We start from the raw sequence: 15,347 nt of genomic DNA on the forward strand, positions 1-15,347 counted from the left end.
TTATTTTTCTTTGAGCTGCTCCCCAATATGGTTATAACCTCTTATAAGCTGGGATTTGTAGAATGCAAATCCAGGCTTACTTTTAGATGTATTTTTTCAACCACTTTGTGATAACTTGTGATTGTTCCTCTGTATGAAAGTCATGTTCACTACCAATTGATACGGTTAAATGGCTATTAAATCTTTTTGAAAAATTATCTATAACCTCATGACTCTGAAAATTATCTTCTGATCCATAAATAATTGCAGTAGGTATATTCCATTTATTAATTGAGTGCTCTTTTACATAGCTGTAATAATCCCATGAAAGGGTTTCAATAGGAGTAGATATTTCCTTTTTTTCTCTAAGTAGCTCTTCTGTAACATTGAACCATTTAAACATTTTACATATAAGATGCTCCATATCAACAATTGGTGATTGAAATAAGCATTTCTTTATTGGAAGGTCCTTATATGCGTGCAAGCTGAAATACGCGCCAAGACTGCACCCAAATAAGTCTATTTCTTTCCAATTTTCTTGTACATATGCTCCAATTTTTTCGAGATCATGTACCCCATTCCAAACATTGCATAGATAATTCTTATCTTTCCTTTCACCATGTTCTGGGAGATCAAAACTAAGAACCTGATATCCTCTTTCTGATGCTATCTGTGAAAACTCATGTGCACTTTCTTTGCTAGACATTTTTCCATGAACAAATATATATATTTTATCTGAAGGTTCTCCCCATAAGATCGCTGGAATATTATCTATTTCTATTTTACTGGTGGTTTCCATAATGGCGCCTCCATAAATGTTGTTTCTTTTATATTAGGAAGAATATCATATATAGAGCAATTCATTTGCTTTTCAAAATATTCTTTCATTTCAAATGTTGCATTCCAACGTTCTACAGTAAATGGAAAAGTTCCATAGCGTCTTGTAGTATTAACAAATCGCTTTTCTAACATACAAAATCCTTGAGCGTCCGCAAGTGAATCACAAAGAATTAATAATCTATCATAGTCATCATAGGTTAAATCATTAATATATTTTCTAACAAATTTACTTTCTTCATCACTCATATCATTTTGTCCTATTTCTTTATCAAAATCAGGAATCGGAAATGAATGTGTCAAACAAATTCTTCCTACTTCACCCCAACACTTTTCCAACATAAATTTATATCCGTCAATGCCATGTCTTCTTGCACTTATGCCATATCTTCTACCTATATCATGAAGAAGTCCTAGCACATAAGCTTTGTCTGGATTAAGATCACTACATTTTTTAGCAATAATTTGCGCTGCTAATCCAACATTTATAGAATGCTCTGTCCATGGTCCTTGATTTAATTGTCCTGCTATTTCTAATTCTTTTTCAGCCACTTCTCTACTTGGAAACATATTATCCTCCTAAATGTATCATATAAATTCTAATTTATTATTCTGATTTCAGTTGCTTAAATCACTATTTAATACTCTATGAATATGATGTTTGTTTATAAGTAAATTATAGCATGTTTTGTAAATGTTATACTATTATGTTTTCTAGTAGTACATTTTTTATTTACCGAATTAAATATTAATTAGATCATTTATATTTATCGCTAAACACACCAAAAATAAATATCTCATCCTCTAAATTTTTAGATTATATTATTTCTCAAAAGCTTTTTAACATCTCTGAGCCCTTATGTTTCCAATAAATTGTTAACTTTTTTTATTCTTAAATTCGTTCATTTTTACATTGTAAAAAAGTTTTGTTTGAAACTATGTTTCTTTAAAAGAATTTTTAATGGAAACTTTGAAAACTTGTTTATTTTTAACAGGGTTTAAATTATGCTATGCCATATAATTAAATCCCTGGCTTATTATATTTTTTAAAGCTTAAATATAATAATATGCTAAGAAACAATATTCCAATTTCAATTAAGTTTCCGTCAGATACTAAGTATGTTATACACAGCAAAGGAATAAATATTATTATATAAGCAACTATATGTATAGCTTTCCATACAGATCTTCTTTCATCTCGAAACTTAATGCTTACTAATCTATCTATGTAGATTGTGCTTAGAATGGTAAATATAAAAATTATTATAAAAGGAATCATGTTATACCTCCGTAACAAAAAATATCACACTATTCATATATTGTTTTGAATAATGTGATATTAAAAACATATATCAACTTTTTAAGGTTTTGCACTAATAAAAATTTAACTTCATTGATCTCATGTTGCAACTCATAATCTTTCTAGCGCATCATAACTTAATGTCCTAAATACTTGACAGTAATTTTTAAATCCATCTTGTCCGATGATATAAATATTCGGCATGTAGTCCATTCTTACTTTTGAATATGTGATACGCTCCAAGCCATTATCTACAGATGTATGATTGCTTAAAGCCACATCTACTTTTTTACGCATTGCTTCACTAATAAAATAATCCAATGATTTGATATATTCTTTAACTTCATTCTTTGTCCATGGTGGTGTAGTACCACCCCATAATGCTGCCATATGAAGTTTGCCATCTTCTTCTACAGGAAATATATAGCTTAACCCTCCTGGAGTATGACCTGGAGTACAGTAAACATGCATTGTTTTATTACCTAATGTTATTGTATCTCCATCCTTAACATAAACATCAATTTTATAATCTTTCCACGTTTCTGGTCTATTAGGTTTCGTTGGATGTTCCTCCCAAAAAATATCATCTATTTTGGAAAGGTATGTTTGGACATGGTATTTATCAATAAACCATTTTCCACACCCTGTATGATCAACATGACCATGAGTCAAAACAAGTTTTTTTATTGTATCAGGATCCCATCCTACAGATTTAATCGAATTAACTATCGCTTCAAAGGCTTTTTTTGATGGCCAAATAGCATCTATCACTATAAGCCCATCACTTGTCTTTAATACAAAACAATTTGTTTCTTTTTGTGCAACAATAAGCAAATCGTCAAAAATCTTAGCATGAATGAAAAACGACATATCCTCCATTGCTTTGATTGTTTCTTTCGTAATAACTGGCTTATTTAATCTATTCATCTAATATGCACCCCTCTGTACAATATTAATTTTATATTTGCACAGAGGATACTCTATTCTTAGGATGCATACGTAAAAATATCTTCATAATTTCACCTTCTCGTAATGTTTCTAAAAATTAAAAATCCAATTTTAATATTGAAAGTTACTCTGTTTTCACTTATATTATATTTTACTATAATTAGTTTATTAATTAAAAATAAATCTTAAATTTTTATTGCCCATCTACATATTATTTACTAATTGGAAAGCAAACCTCAGTAACAAATTCTTCTGGATTTTTAACGCTTTGAGGTCCATTCAAATAAATATCAAAAGGAGCTCCATTATATTTATAGCCATTATCCTCAATCCATTTGACAACTTTAGCATAAGCTTCTCCAAGCCTTGAATAAGGTCCAACAAAAGTTGTGGATGCAACCAGACCTCCTGCAAGTTCTTTTATATTTTCATTTTTCTCTGCATTCACCATTCTATTTACGGGAACACAAGCTTCACAATCTGCATTTTCCACATCAAATTCCTGCTTATCATGATAAATTGTCATTACTGGCCCCGATGGCTTAAGATTCATCCTGAAGATGTCCTCAAATACCTTTCCTATAACACTACTTATATTGCTCATACTTGTAATTGTTCTCCTGCTTATAACAATTAACGACTTTCTTTCCTTCAATTCAACTTTTAAATCCTTCTTAGCTTCCATAATATTGCCTCCTAACTCAATCTTCTTAATTTTTTGTTCAATAGAATTCTTGAGTTTCAAGCTATTTTGGACTTCCTTATTAATCTCAGCAATTTTGTTCTGCAAAAACTTTTTAAGCAAATCAGCATCTTCCTTATCCATAATGGCTTTAATTTCTTCTAACTTTAATCCATATTCTTTTAATTCAGATATAGAAAGAAGTTTTAAAACCTGTTCATATGCGTAATATCTGTACTGAGTATCGCTGTCCACATGTATAGGTTTTAACAGATTGATCTCATCATAATAACGAAGTGTCTTAGTTGAAACTCTCCCAATTTTAGAAAACTGCCCAATGGTGTACACAATTAATTCTCCTTCCTGTCGACAATCATAGTATAAACCTTCCAGTTAAGGTTAAAGTCAAGAGGTAATTTTATTATTTACATTTTAATTTTATCTTACGAAAAAATATTGTCTTAATTCTTTATTTAATTCTGCTAAGTTCATCTAAAAATGCTGGTTTCTTTCTATATAAAGCTATTAATTCATTAACTATTGGGATTTGACTTTGCTTTCCTGCAATCTTTTTATATTTTTTAATTATTCTGCACACATTTTTATAATGACTTCTATTTGCAGCCCGACTTGCTTCAAACATTATGTATTTTTTATAAATTTCTATAACCTCATCTTTAAATTTAGACATTAAAATTTCTGCATAGCTATCGATACTTGTTGGATTGTCTCTTACATATTCCATTATTTCATCCAAATCATTTTCTTCTAATATTATCTGAAGAAAAATCCTCTTCGCCTGATAACCATTATGATTTTTAAGTTCTTGTTTTAAATCACTATAGAAACTTGCTTCATTTTCTGTGATTTCTTTTAATTCTTTATAATATTCAAAACTACCCTGAAGTAAAAGTTCTTTAGCTAAGTCTCTTTGTTCATACCTCATAGAAAGTTCTTTGTATGCTGTATATCTTATTTTTTTCCATTTTAAAATTAATCCGGAAAATCTAATCTTTTTGCTATTTCTTCTATATGAACATTGTGAGTTTCACAACAATCTACTAAAGTTTTAGAAATAAAATACATATGAATATACTATGTTACTAATAAGAGCTATAATAATTCTAATCCTTTTAAGAAAATCCATTAGTAACATAATAATCTGGCTTTGCCTGCTTAGAGAAATTAAAATTTGTGCTATCTTAATACGTTTATTTCAAATCCATATTCATGCAATGTAAGGTTTGCATCGATTATTTCTTCATAGATTCCATCTACTAGCCTAAATCCGTTTTTTAGGTATAAATTTATGGCTGGTTTATTTATATTAACAACAAAAAGCCTTAAATATTTAACGTTCATCTGCTTAGTTAGTGTAATGGCATGCTCAAGCATTATACTGCCAATTCCTTGTCTTGAATAATCAACATTAACTCCAAAGCGTTCAATATATAATGCCTTGCCATTGGAATTCTCCCATTCTACAAAACTCTCTCCGGCATTTGATTCACACAATGCAAATGAGCCAACTATATTATCATCCTTTTCAGCCAATAAATAAAGGCGATTATTTTCAATATCCTTGCTGAAAAACTCACACGGATATATTTCGTCCCAAATTGGTATGTTTTTTCTGTCCATATCATCAATTATGTTTCCATACATAGCTTTGAGTTTGGGTAAATCATTTAAATTAGCCAATCTTAAATTCATATCAATTCACCTCCAGTTGACTATTTATAATGTTCAATATTAAATGTTTACAAAATCAGTATTCAATGGTACATTTTCCATTCTGTCACCCTATAATAGAACAAAATTCAAATTTCAACTCCTCTTTTCCAGATTACCAAACTGAATTTATATATTTGGACTATCTGTAAACTTAACATAATATAAATTTAAGCTAATCGAAAAACTTCCCTTTATAAAAATTCTCATTTTCAAGTTTCTTCGCCGTCATTTTAAATATAACGCAGCCATCTGGACATATAACATCTTTAGTATACTTACTATCTCCACCAATATTCTCTAAATCCCCACCACTTCTGACAGCCTCCATGATTGGAAACATAATCATCATTACTTTTGAACATATACCTTGTCCATCATTATTTACAGGACAACCATAGGTGCAAGTATACTTATCACCAACTTCCTCGCCGTTTCGGCAATACCTTTCTGTGTGGTCACTTCGAAGAAATCCTGTCACCTCAATTTCCCATTCGTACTCTTCATCATACCATTTTTTCATAATTACCCTCCAAATTATAACTTATATGTTTACTATTATTTAACACTCATTTGCCATTTTTGAATCAGAAGATATTAGACGACCTCTTCTTTTTATTTTAATTGCATCAGATTTCATACTTTTTTACACTTTAACCTTTTCGCTATTTCTTCTATATGAGTATTATCAGTTCCACAACAACCTCCTAAAATTTTAGGAACAAAATATTTATATAAATCCATCATATCATCAGCAAGACTAGCACTATCAGAAAATTTCAAATCAGTAGAATTATCTAATTCTTCTGAGGATAATGGCGAAGTGTTTGCTTGTATTCCATGAAATCTTTCTTTAACTAATTTTGTTTTATTGAAAGAATAAGATAAAGATTTTTTTAATATTGCTGGATGAACACAGTTTACCATATAGCAAATCGGCTTTTTAATTGTAGCATTATCTATATGTAAAATTGCATCATTAATGGTAGTTCCATCTATTAGTCGCCCATCATCCCTAATCATAAAACTAATTATATATGGCAATTCCGTACTTTCCATAGCCTTTGCCATTCCAGTAGCTTCAGACAACGCAGGCATAATACCTGCAAATAGAAAATCTACTCCCGATTCTTTAAATAAATTTGCCTGCCACGAATGGAATTCCTTTGCGTCATCTATTGATAAGACATCACTAGCTTTATATGCATCTCCCTTGCATCCCATTAAACCTCCTACAAACATATCTATCTTTGCATTACTTTTTATTTTTTGTAGTAATCTCACGTTATCTTCTATTATTTTTTCAGTAAATTCAGATTCTAAGACACGATTTTTATTGGCTCTTCTTGTTGGTGTTGTTACAATAAAGGGAAATTCATATTTTTCAGCAGTTTTCAGATATTCCTTATAAATACTGCACATGGCTTGTCTTGAATCATAATCATAAATTAAACCAGCCATCGCAACCTTATCATCAAATCTAATATTAAATTCTCTTTTTAATCTCTCTCCTAAAGCTCCCTCCATTAAAATAGACGAAGATTTATCAAAGCAAGTTTGAAAGTCCATATATACTCCTCTTTATATTTCAGCTTTTAAAATTTTTCACGCCATTGGCTAGATATTTAACTTACAGTCACTCATTAAATTTTATATATAACAATAGAATATTTTATATTAAGTCTACTACTGATTATGTTTATTATATAAACACTGCTTATACTCTTATTTTGATGCTAATGAAAAAATAATACCATATAAAACACATCCTAAAGGAAATAATATAAATATGCTTCCTAAAATTATTGAACCTATATTAAATGAAAAATTTAATGCGCTGTCTTTTGTTTTCTTCTGTTTCAAGTATATTCTATTCATCGCTATGCCTGTACCACCGATAATTATCAAGCCTGTTCCTATAAAACAAATAAGAGCAATGATAATTCCAATTATAGCTGCAAAGAATGGAAAGAAAATTATAAATCCCATTATATCACCTCTCCTATAATTTATTTAAAATGAATACGCCTGCAATCAAATAACATAATGTTATCAAAATGCCGAGCCACATATGTATAGCAGAAAGTAACCAATAACTAACTTTTACTTTTTTATCTGATGTATCAAAGCGTTTACTCATCTTCATCCCTTTATATCCTCTAATTGTTGCAATAACAGCAAAAAATAAAGCGGCTATAAATGCTAAAATGATAAGTGCATTTCCTAATTTTATCATTCCTTTCCCCCTTTTATCTAAATACTATATTTATTAAATCTTTTTATTAAAAATGCTTTTTAAATCATTTAAATTAGAAATAGTCTTTATATTATTAACAATAATTGTTTCTCCCCTCCGATTTAACCAAATACCATTCATACCAATTCTTTCGCAAGGAATAATATCTGTATACAAATTATCACCAATATAGCAGCATTCTTGTGGTTGCCTATTAGCTCTATTACAAGCAATATTAAATAGTTGTATATTTGGTTTTGAAATTCCAACTTCTCCTGCCGTCAAAATATTGGTAAAATATTGTTTAATATTCATTTTTTCTAACTTTAATAATTGTTGATTAAGATCTCCATTACTAATAATTCCAAGCTCATATTTTCTTGATAAATACTTTAGACAAGGAACTACATCGTTATATGACTTCCAATTTTTTTCGTAGTTAATTAAGTATTTCTTAAATTTGATATTAGCATCCTCATCTCCAAGTTTAATATTTGAATATCTAAATAGAGACTTCATCCTTTCAATACGTTGTTGTTCAAATGTCATCTCTCTTTTAAGGTAACTATTGAAATATTTATCTGATATCTGACACCAAAGTTTGTAAAACATTTCTTTTCCAAGCTTAAAGTAATGCTTATACTCCTCATAAAATGATTCTACACCAAGTAATTCAGAACTTTTATGATCTAATAATGTATCATCTATATCAAAGAAAATCATCTCTTACCTCCATTTGCCAAAAACTATTATATTACATCGTCTCATGTTCCATCCAATTCTCACTATGATTATTACATTCTTCGCAACTTAGCGAAATGCATATCCATTCAAAACCATCAACCCAATCTTCTTCTGAAAAAGAATCATCGTTACTGACACATTCGTCGATAAAATCCTGTTTTCCTTGCGAATAAATTTCCATTGATATTACGAAAGCATCTTTTTTACATTTTTCACAAATTACTTTCTCAAACAATTGAGTTCTATCTAAAGAATCATACTTACATACAAAACCGTTCCATCCATGCTTTCCATCGTCAAAAATACTAATTTCTTTGTTACATTTTTTGCATGTTGCCTTTACAATCATTTTGTTGTTGCTTTGATAAACATTAAAGTTCTCAGTACCACAAGAACATTTTAATTTCCCTTTTACTTTATATTCGCTGTTATTGGAATCAGCTAATTGAAAAAACTCTTTAATATGACTAGGAATAGGATAGTTCATTTTATTCTTTCTCCTCTACAAATTACTATTTATAATACCCAGTATTTAATTAGAAATTATAATTCAAATATCACAAAACTATTTATATCTTGGATATTCTGGCAGTAAGTCAATTAGCTTGATTGACCTTCCTTGATTATCAAGTAATATTTCAATGTTATCTGAATCTTTTCCAAGATGCATCATAAATTCTCTGCATGCACCACAAGAAGGTATAACTTTACCATCCTTATAAACAGAAACGACTTTATCTACTTCATTTTCTCCATTTGTGAGCATTGTTGATAAAGCATTTCTCTCGGCGCACATCCCTAATGAACTATTTGTATCGATACAAATCCCTGTATAAATACTTCCTTTTTTTGTTAGCACAGCTGAAGCAACGCTTCCAACCCGCATAGTACTTGAAATTTCATGTGGATTTATTACATTCATGGCTTCTTTATAAAGCTTTTCCCATATTTGTTCCATATTGCTCTCCTTAATCTTTAATTTAGTATTTAGATTTATCTATCAATCTTTTTGAATTCTCTTTCCACCGAATGCATGAATTGTCCTAGTTCCTGCAATACATTTGCCGTAATGTGGTGTTCCCTTAGGCATTAAAATCTCATCGCCAGGATTTAAAACATGTTCTATACCATTAACTATTTCTATATATTGTCCTGAAACGCAAACCGTATATTCATCAAATTCATGTGTTTGTTCCTTCGATTCTCTGTCAGAATAGTATGTCCAGAATGCCATTTGGCTACCGTCTTTTTCCTCAAAATAATACCCTTCAATATCTCTCGTATTCTGCTGTTCCGATGGGATTTTATTCCTTTCTATTTTCATAAACTCAGGAAAATCTTCCATGCTGCAACTACTCCTATAATTTGAATTTATCCTTTACTTTATAACATCTTGGTAGATTATATCCACTATTTCATTTAGGCTTAATTCTTCATGTAAGCATACTTCTGAAATAACATCTGATAAATCTTTTTCGTTCCACCATTCTCTCATTTCTTTATCTCCAAATTCATGTGAATTGGACTTTTGCTTATGACGATTTAAAGTTTCCTCAAATGGTATGTCAAAATAATATGCAAAGATTTGATTATTAAATCCATCTGATAAATCTTGAAATAATTTTTTATACCACTTTGAATTTAAAATTCCTTCTAAAATTACTATATTACAATGATTCTTGCCGTATAATGAAAGTTCAAATATTAATTCACCTGCTTTGGGATTGGGTCCATCTTTTGCAAATAGGATGTCCCTTCTAACAACATCTTGCGAAATTAGCATTGTGTCGTGTCCAAATTTTCTCTGCAAAGCTTTTCCTGTAGTAGTCTTACCACTTCCAGAATTGCCTCTTAGAATTATTAACTTCGCCACTATTTACCACTCCATCCCCCAATGTCTTTCTGTTTTGAGTTAATTAAATCACTGTCCATATCTAACTAATTATAGCATATTATGTAAATAAAATGCTAATTAAATATTAACGAGAATCAGTTCTGATTTATTTTTTATAAAAATGACAACACTAAATATCTGAAAAAATTAGTGTTGTCCATTATATTTGATAATAATCGATCGTTAACTATAAAAAGTTAATTCTACTCGCCTTTATATCACTTCACTTACAATTTTTGTAATAGCTTTTCCATCGCACTGAAATATTTTGAGGATTATTGCATATTAATCTGTAAATCTCAACAAATAACCATCTGGATCTTGTATAAGAAACTCTTTCTGAATGTGCTCTTCTCCATCACAAAGATATGTTGTTTCTTTTAATTCCCTATAAATTTTGATTTGGTTACTTTTAACGACCTCGTATAATTTTTCAACATCACTACAAGCTATGGAGAAATTTATTCCTCTGCCTAGTGGGTATTCTAAAATATCAACAATCCATCCGTCTAAATGAATTTCTTCAAACATAAATTGACTTTCACCATAAGATAAGAATATGAATTTTTCAGTTACTCTTTCATATTCTAATTTGAACCCTAAAATTGATATATAAAACTGTTTTGTATACTCAATATTAGATACTGATAATTCCGGTATTAATGCATTAAATTTCATAATTATTCTCCTAAAGATATTATATTGATAGCGCTTTTGTTGACTTTTGACATTGTTTTTATTTGTTTTAAAGTAGTGATTATTCCTAAAGTCAACCCTTGCTATCCATAAATTATAGCATATTTTGTAAATAAGTATTGTTTAAGTGCCAACATATTACTTCTCTTACTGGCGATATTATAAACTTAGACCAAGTATTTATATATATTACCTAAGTTATATAAACACCTATATATGTTCTCAGATAAATTAAAACCATGAAATATCATTATAAGATACCTCATGGTTTTATAAGCTTTAAAAATAGTATAGTTAACTTATCATATCTAACATTGTCTTTTCATTAATACCATCTTCAGTTGAAATTGAATATGATATATCATCCTTTTTCCATGTTGCTAAGTTATACTCTTCATTTTTATTTCCTTCAAGAGTTACGTCTATACCATTTACTTTTACTGTATTCTTAACTTGATAGGTATTATAATCTCCACTTATATTATCAGTGCTTTTACCTGCTCTGAAAATCATATTGTTATTACCATTGTTATAATCTACTTGTATCATTTCATTTGATATAACACTTACATTTTCTACTTTAAATCCATTAGGCAATGTTTTTAATGGATTTACTTTCAAATTCAATGCTTTTTCCGCTTCATCTAATGTCTTATATTCTTGACTATAACCTACATTTTTGTCCATTACAACCGATGTACTAGAGACACTATCATCTGTATCATCTTCTGATATTTTATTTTCCTTTACATCTTCTGGAGCTGTTTTTTGATCTGTGCTTGTTGGATTTTTTTCTTCTTTATTATTATTATCATCTTTATGATTCGTTTTTGAAGAAGTATTTGAATTTTCTATAGCCTTATTATCAGTAACTTTATTATCATTATTATTATTTTCGGATGTCTGCCTCTTCTTTTCCTCTAATCCTGAGTTAGATTGTAAATTGTTTTTTACTTCCTGCCCAGCTTTTGAGGCATTATTGGTATTTTTGTTCACATGATTACTGCCATTATTATAGTTATTATCATTTTTATTATTATTTCTATTATTTTGATTTACAGCTATCTCTTCTTTATGATCACTGTCAGATGCTTCTTTACTATCATTATTATAGATCAATTCACTATCATCACTAGATTTTAAGTCATTATTCTTATCCTCATGATTTTCTTCCACTTCAGTCTGTTCTAAATCATTAGACGCATGTTTGAAAAGCATAGGATAACTTTTAGCTACACTTAAACATATAAGTATTGCACCACAGGCTGCCGCCATTTGCATATTTCTTTTAACATTATATTTCTTTACTTTTGGCATAGTAGTTTCAACTTTTATTTCTTTTTCTTCATTGTTATCATTTTTATTTTCAGCCAAAACATTTTGGAGTATTCTTTTTTTCATATCATCATTCATCACTATTTTATTTAGTTCTTCTTTATATTTCTTACTCAAAATCATACTCCTCCTTCAGCTCTATTTTTAACATATTTCTTCCTCTGCTAAGTAATGATCTTACTGTAGCTTCTTTCTTATTTACTATATTTGATATTTCAACCGTAGTATAGCCTTCATAATAATATAAATGAATAATTTCTCTATATTTCAGTGGAAGTTTCATAACCTGATTTAAAACATTGTTATCTTTATATTCATCATAATAGGGCATATCAGTTAACTCTACATGCTTTTTAAACCATACTGATTTCAACTTATTTTTGCATATATTTCTGGTAACACAAATAAGCCAATGCTTTTTGTGATCGTCGCTTTCAAATATCTCTATATTTTTAAGCAATTGTACAAAAACATCTTGAACAGCATCTTCTGCATCGTATATATTTTTCATATATGAATATGCAAGCCTCAGCAGCATATCTCCATAATGATCTAAATCTTGTGAAATAATTTCATCCGTACGCAATGAAACATCTTTCATTAAAAAACTCATCCTTCCATCCAGTAGCACAACAATGTATTGTAGATATTCAACTTTAAAACTAAATTTATGTGGTAACTTACCGAAATCATAAATATTTTGTTCCGAAAAGCTATGAAAATATCGCCGAAGATTCCAAGGTGTAGATTTCACCATTTTAGCAACTAAATATGTTTATCTAATAAATACCATATCAAAAGTTATAGTATTGCTTAAATCTATATTTCAAACTGTTTATCCATAGTCCCAAAATTAACTCTTCCTTATTATTCATGTCTCTACTTATGTTACTTGTTATTTAAATTTCTTTCTAATACAAGTTCTGATTAACTTACTTTATTTAATTGTAATTATAATAATATGTAATGAGAATTATTTGCTAGAATATATAATCATAAACTTGGTTAATATGTATCTATATTTTTTTACAAAACCTGTTTTGAACCTCTAGATAGAAACCAGATACATATTTGCTATGGTGTTACTTGAAATTTATCTTAGTAAATATCCTTAGATAGAGGTTGTCCTAGATATTGCATATCTAAAACTTGTTTATGAAATATGCATAAATAGATAAAACCTTCTTCTTAGAACATTCCAGTAAAAATTTCATCAATCCATATGAAGAAATATGTATTGAATTTCTATCATTTGAGGCACAAATTAGGTCTTTGTGTTGATTTTCCGTATAACTAAAAAGTACTTTTTACAATATTAATAATATCATCTTGTTTCATACCATCATTTAGTGAGATAGAATATGACATATTATTTACGCTCCAAACGGCAACTTTAATAAGATTGTCATCTCCTTTTAATTTTACATTGATTCCGTTTAAATTTACAGTATTATTGATTTTATAGTTGTTATAATCACCACTTATATCATAAGTTCCTTGTCCCATTCTAAATATGATGTCATTTTGTTTGTTTACATAGCATATTTGAAATAAATCTCTTGATATAGTATTTATATATTTTATATTGTATTTACCTAATAATTCTTTTGGCACTGTAATCTTAAATTTTAATGCTTTTTGTGCTTCGTCTATAGTATCAAATCTCTCAATAGGACTTATTATATCATCTGCATCTTCAGGTTTATTTACTACTGTAGCAGCTGGTTTACCATCCCATTTTCCATTTTCATCTACTTTATATCCATCTGGGGTTACTGTGCCTGCAGCCATTTCTCCATTATTTAATAAATAGTACCAATGGCCATTAGTTTGAACCCATCCTCTTTGCATTATGCCATTATTATTCATGAAATACCACTTATTATTTATTAATTTCCATCCTACTGCTAACTCCCCATTAGCTGAATAAATCCATTGTCCATCTTTATCTCTTACAAAAAAGCTTCCTACTGTTTTTTGATCATTGAATATGGAATTATATAAATTTATTGGCACGTATATAGTATTATCATCTATTATAGTTTCTGCACCTAATACATGCATCACAGCTAATACCATAGTATCAGGATCAGTACTTGTATACCCAAAACCATCTGTTCCTACATAAACATTTATTTTAATTTTACCATTGTCTAATCTTACAGTTTTATTATCCTTATCTGCTTCAACTTTAAAACCAAGACTTTCTGCTGTAAATTTAAGTGGAACCATAATTTTGCCTTTATATATTAAAACTCCATTTCTTCCAATTTCAATATTTTTTCCGCATATTGCTACCTTGTTAATATCAACATCCTTAGGTGCATAGCTTGATATTGGAACAGTATCATCAATAATATTCGCTGGATTAGATTTGTGTCTTGATATATCATCTGCTGCAAATGCTTGAGCTGACATCCCCACAATTGTTACTGCTGTTAATAAACCTATCATTAATTTTTTCATAATCTTATCTTCTCCTTCTAAGCTCGCACAATCTAATATTATATTTATTTTTATGTGCTCACGTATTAATTTTTCATTTTAGGCACTTGAAAGAAAATAACAAGTCCAAAATTGCCATGAGCATATCAGGCAAGAAGACAAATAGCACTCATAGTGGACCGGACATATTAGTGTTATCTGCCTAAAAAGCATGATTGAATATAAGCTGACAGATGGACTAGTTATTTTTTGATTGCCTTTATATTAGTAATACAATCCAACTTAGAGAAGTGTTGCAAAAAAATTAAAATTTTTATAAATATTTTTAGGTTGGTGTAGAATCAAAGATTTTTTATGTGTATTTTTTAAGAATCATATGATAGTTCTCTTTTATATTACTATTATTAAGTAAATAAAAAGGCCATATATGAATATCATTACTTATTACTTATCGTTTTAATGAACTTCTTATATATAAATAATGGTATATTTTAAGCATATCTACATTGCCTGCTATCTA

Annotated in this window: 19 protein-coding genes; all 19 read right to left on the reverse strand. The window is 29.1% G+C overall.

The features are described from left to right. Nucleotides 1-82: 82 nt before the first annotated feature. On the reverse strand, nucleotides 83-778 hold the full coding sequence (locus PZA12_RS13830) for an alpha/beta hydrolase (RefSeq protein WP_103699322.1): 696 nt from the start codon (nucleotides 776-778) through the stop codon (nucleotides 83-85). Continuing rightward, nucleotides 757-1,386: an HD domain-containing protein gene (locus tag PZA12_RS13835; protein WP_103699321.1), complete on the reverse strand. Its 630-nt coding sequence runs from the start codon at nucleotides 1,384-1,386 to the stop codon at nucleotides 757-759. The genes PZA12_RS13830 and PZA12_RS13835 overlap by 22 nt, the downstream gene beginning before the upstream one ends. Before the next feature lie 841 nt (nucleotides 1,387-2,227). Next, nucleotides 2,228-3,043 (reverse strand): MBL fold metallo-hydrolase, encoded by an 816-nt coding sequence (locus PZA12_RS13840; RefSeq protein ID WP_206490926.1) that lies wholly within the window; start codon nucleotides 3,041-3,043, stop codon nucleotides 2,228-2,230. Nucleotides 3,044-3,275: 232 nt separating this feature from the next. Then, nucleotides 3,276-4,094, reverse strand: coding sequence for a MerR family transcriptional regulator (locus PZA12_RS13845; RefSeq protein ID WP_103698549.1), 819 nt, complete (start codon nucleotides 4,092-4,094; stop codon nucleotides 3,276-3,278). A 121-nt stretch (nucleotides 4,095-4,215) separates the two neighbouring features. After that, nucleotides 4,216-4,692: a hypothetical protein gene (locus PZA12_RS13850; RefSeq protein ID WP_242984846.1), complete on the reverse strand. Its 477-nt coding sequence runs from the start codon at nucleotides 4,690-4,692 to the stop codon at nucleotides 4,216-4,218. A 251-nt stretch (nucleotides 4,693-4,943) separates the two neighbouring features. After that, a complete protein-coding gene (locus tag PZA12_RS13855) occupies nucleotides 4,944-5,459 on the reverse strand; it encodes a GNAT family N-acetyltransferase (protein ID WP_103698548.1) in 516 nt (171 codons plus the stop codon). A 193-nt stretch (nucleotides 5,460-5,652) separates the two neighbouring features. After that, complete coding sequence (locus tag PZA12_RS13860; RefSeq protein WP_103698547.1) at nucleotides 5,653-6,000, reverse strand: TIGR04076 family protein; 348 nt, start codon at nucleotides 5,998-6,000, stop codon at nucleotides 5,653-5,655. A gap of 113 nt (nucleotides 6,001-6,113) precedes the next feature. After that, nucleotides 6,114-7,046: a homocysteine S-methyltransferase family protein gene (locus tag PZA12_RS13865; RefSeq protein ID WP_103698546.1), complete on the reverse strand. Its 933-nt coding sequence runs from the start codon at nucleotides 7,044-7,046 to the stop codon at nucleotides 6,114-6,116. 156 nt (nucleotides 7,047-7,202) lie between these two features. Further along, nucleotides 7,203-7,466: a hypothetical protein gene (locus PZA12_RS13870; protein ID WP_078115431.1), complete on the reverse strand. Its 264-nt coding sequence runs from the start codon at nucleotides 7,464-7,466 to the stop codon at nucleotides 7,203-7,205. A 13-nt stretch (nucleotides 7,467-7,479) separates the two neighbouring features. Then, the gene (locus tag PZA12_RS13875) at nucleotides 7,480-7,713 is read right to left on the reverse strand and encodes a hypothetical protein (RefSeq protein WP_103698545.1); all 234 of its coding nucleotides are present in this window, start codon (nucleotides 7,711-7,713) and stop codon (nucleotides 7,480-7,482) included. Between the two features lie 33 nt (nucleotides 7,714-7,746). Further along, nucleotides 7,747-8,436, reverse strand: coding sequence for an HAD family hydrolase (locus tag PZA12_RS13880; RefSeq protein ID WP_103698544.1), 690 nt, complete (start codon nucleotides 8,434-8,436; stop codon nucleotides 7,747-7,749). A gap of 31 nt (nucleotides 8,437-8,467) precedes the next feature. Then, a complete protein-coding gene (locus PZA12_RS13885; protein WP_103698543.1) occupies nucleotides 8,468-8,944 on the reverse strand; it encodes a hypothetical protein in 477 nt (158 codons plus the stop codon). 78 nt (nucleotides 8,945-9,022) lie between these two features. Beyond that, nucleotides 9,023-9,415, reverse strand: a complete 393-nt coding sequence (locus PZA12_RS13890) for a cytidine deaminase family protein (protein WP_103698542.1) — start codon at nucleotides 9,413-9,415, stop codon at nucleotides 9,023-9,025. A gap of 42 nt (nucleotides 9,416-9,457) precedes the next feature. Then, entirely contained in the window at nucleotides 9,458-9,802 is a 345-nt protein-coding gene (locus PZA12_RS13895; protein WP_103698541.1) for a cupin domain-containing protein, read from the reverse strand. Nucleotides 9,803-9,835: 33 nt separating this feature from the next. Continuing rightward, on the reverse strand, nucleotides 9,836-10,330 hold the full coding sequence (locus PZA12_RS13900) for a kinase (protein WP_103698540.1): 495 nt from the start codon (nucleotides 10,328-10,330) through the stop codon (nucleotides 9,836-9,838). Between the two features lie 306 nt (nucleotides 10,331-10,636). Then, a complete protein-coding gene (locus PZA12_RS13905; RefSeq protein ID WP_103698539.1) occupies nucleotides 10,637-11,029 on the reverse strand; it encodes a bleomycin resistance protein in 393 nt (130 codons plus the stop codon). A 312-nt stretch (nucleotides 11,030-11,341) separates the two neighbouring features. Then, nucleotides 11,342-12,505, reverse strand: a complete 1,164-nt coding sequence (locus PZA12_RS13910; RefSeq protein WP_103698538.1) for a hypothetical protein — start codon at nucleotides 12,503-12,505, stop codon at nucleotides 11,342-11,344. Beyond that, complete coding sequence (locus PZA12_RS13915) at nucleotides 12,492-12,983, reverse strand: RNA polymerase sigma factor (protein ID WP_017210572.1); 492 nt, start codon at nucleotides 12,981-12,983, stop codon at nucleotides 12,492-12,494. Before PZA12_RS13915 ends, PZA12_RS13910 begins: the two co-directional genes overlap by 14 nt. Before the next feature lie 692 nt (nucleotides 12,984-13,675). Next, nucleotides 13,676-14,848: a stalk domain-containing protein gene (locus PZA12_RS13920; RefSeq protein WP_103698537.1), complete on the reverse strand. Its 1,173-nt coding sequence runs from the start codon at nucleotides 14,846-14,848 to the stop codon at nucleotides 13,676-13,678. Nucleotides 14,849-15,347 lie beyond the last annotated feature (499 nt).

This window comes from Clostridium beijerinckii, assembly GCF_036699995.1.
GTDB classification, from domain to species: Bacteria; Bacillota; Clostridia; order Clostridiales; family Clostridiaceae; genus Clostridium; species Clostridium helianthi.

Coding starts and splice junctions, on each gene's coding strand:
- PZA12_RS13830 (WP_103699322.1), bottom strand. CDS start 778: ATGGAAACCACCAGTAAAATAGAAATAGATAATATTCCAGCGATCTTA.
- PZA12_RS13835 (WP_103699321.1), bottom strand. CDS start 1,386: ATGTTTCCAAGTAGAGAAGTGGCTGAAAAAGAATTAGAAATAGCAGGA.
- PZA12_RS13840 (WP_206490926.1), bottom strand. CDS start 3,043: ATGAATAGATTAAATAAGCCAGTTATTACGAAAGAAACAATCAAAGCA.
- PZA12_RS13850 (WP_242984846.1), bottom strand. CDS start 4,692: ATGAGGTATGAACAAAGAGACTTAGCTAAAGAACTTTTACTTCAGGGT.
- PZA12_RS13855 (WP_103698548.1), bottom strand. CDS start 5,459: ATGAATTTAAGATTGGCTAATTTAAATGATTTACCCAAACTCAAAGCT.
- PZA12_RS13860 (WP_103698547.1), bottom strand. CDS start 6,000: ATGAAAAAATGGTATGATGAAGAGTACGAATGGGAAATTGAGGTGACA.
- PZA12_RS13865 (WP_103698546.1), bottom strand. CDS start 7,046: ATGGACTTTCAAACTTGCTTTGATAAATCTTCGTCTATTTTAATGGAG.
- PZA12_RS13870 (WP_078115431.1), bottom strand. CDS start 7,466: ATGGGATTTATAATTTTCTTTCCATTCTTTGCAGCTATAATTGGAATT.
- PZA12_RS13875 (WP_103698545.1), bottom strand. CDS start 7,713: ATGATAAAATTAGGAAATGCACTTATCATTTTAGCATTTATAGCCGCT.
- PZA12_RS13880 (WP_103698544.1), bottom strand. CDS start 8,436: ATGATTTTCTTTGATATAGATGATACATTATTAGATCATAAAAGTTCT.
- PZA12_RS13885 (WP_103698543.1), bottom strand. CDS start 8,944: ATGAACTATCCTATTCCTAGTCATATTAAAGAGTTTTTTCAATTAGCT.
- PZA12_RS13890 (WP_103698542.1), bottom strand. CDS start 9,415: ATGGAACAAATATGGGAAAAGCTTTATAAAGAAGCCATGAATGTAATA.
- PZA12_RS13895 (WP_103698541.1), bottom strand. CDS start 9,802: ATGGAAGATTTTCCTGAGTTTATGAAAATAGAAAGGAATAAAATCCCA.
- PZA12_RS13905 (WP_103698539.1), bottom strand. CDS start 11,029: ATGAAATTTAATGCATTAATACCGGAATTATCAGTATCTAATATTGAG.
- PZA12_RS13910 (WP_103698538.1), bottom strand. CDS start 12,505: ATGATTTTGAGTAAGAAATATAAAGAAGAACTAAATAAAATAGTGATG.
- PZA12_RS13915 (WP_017210572.1), bottom strand. CDS start 12,983: ATGAAAGATGTTTCATTGCGTACGGATGAAATTATTTCACAAGATTTA.
- PZA12_RS13920 (WP_103698537.1), bottom strand. CDS start 14,848: ATGAAAAAATTAATGATAGGTTTATTAACAGCAGTAACAATTGTGGGG.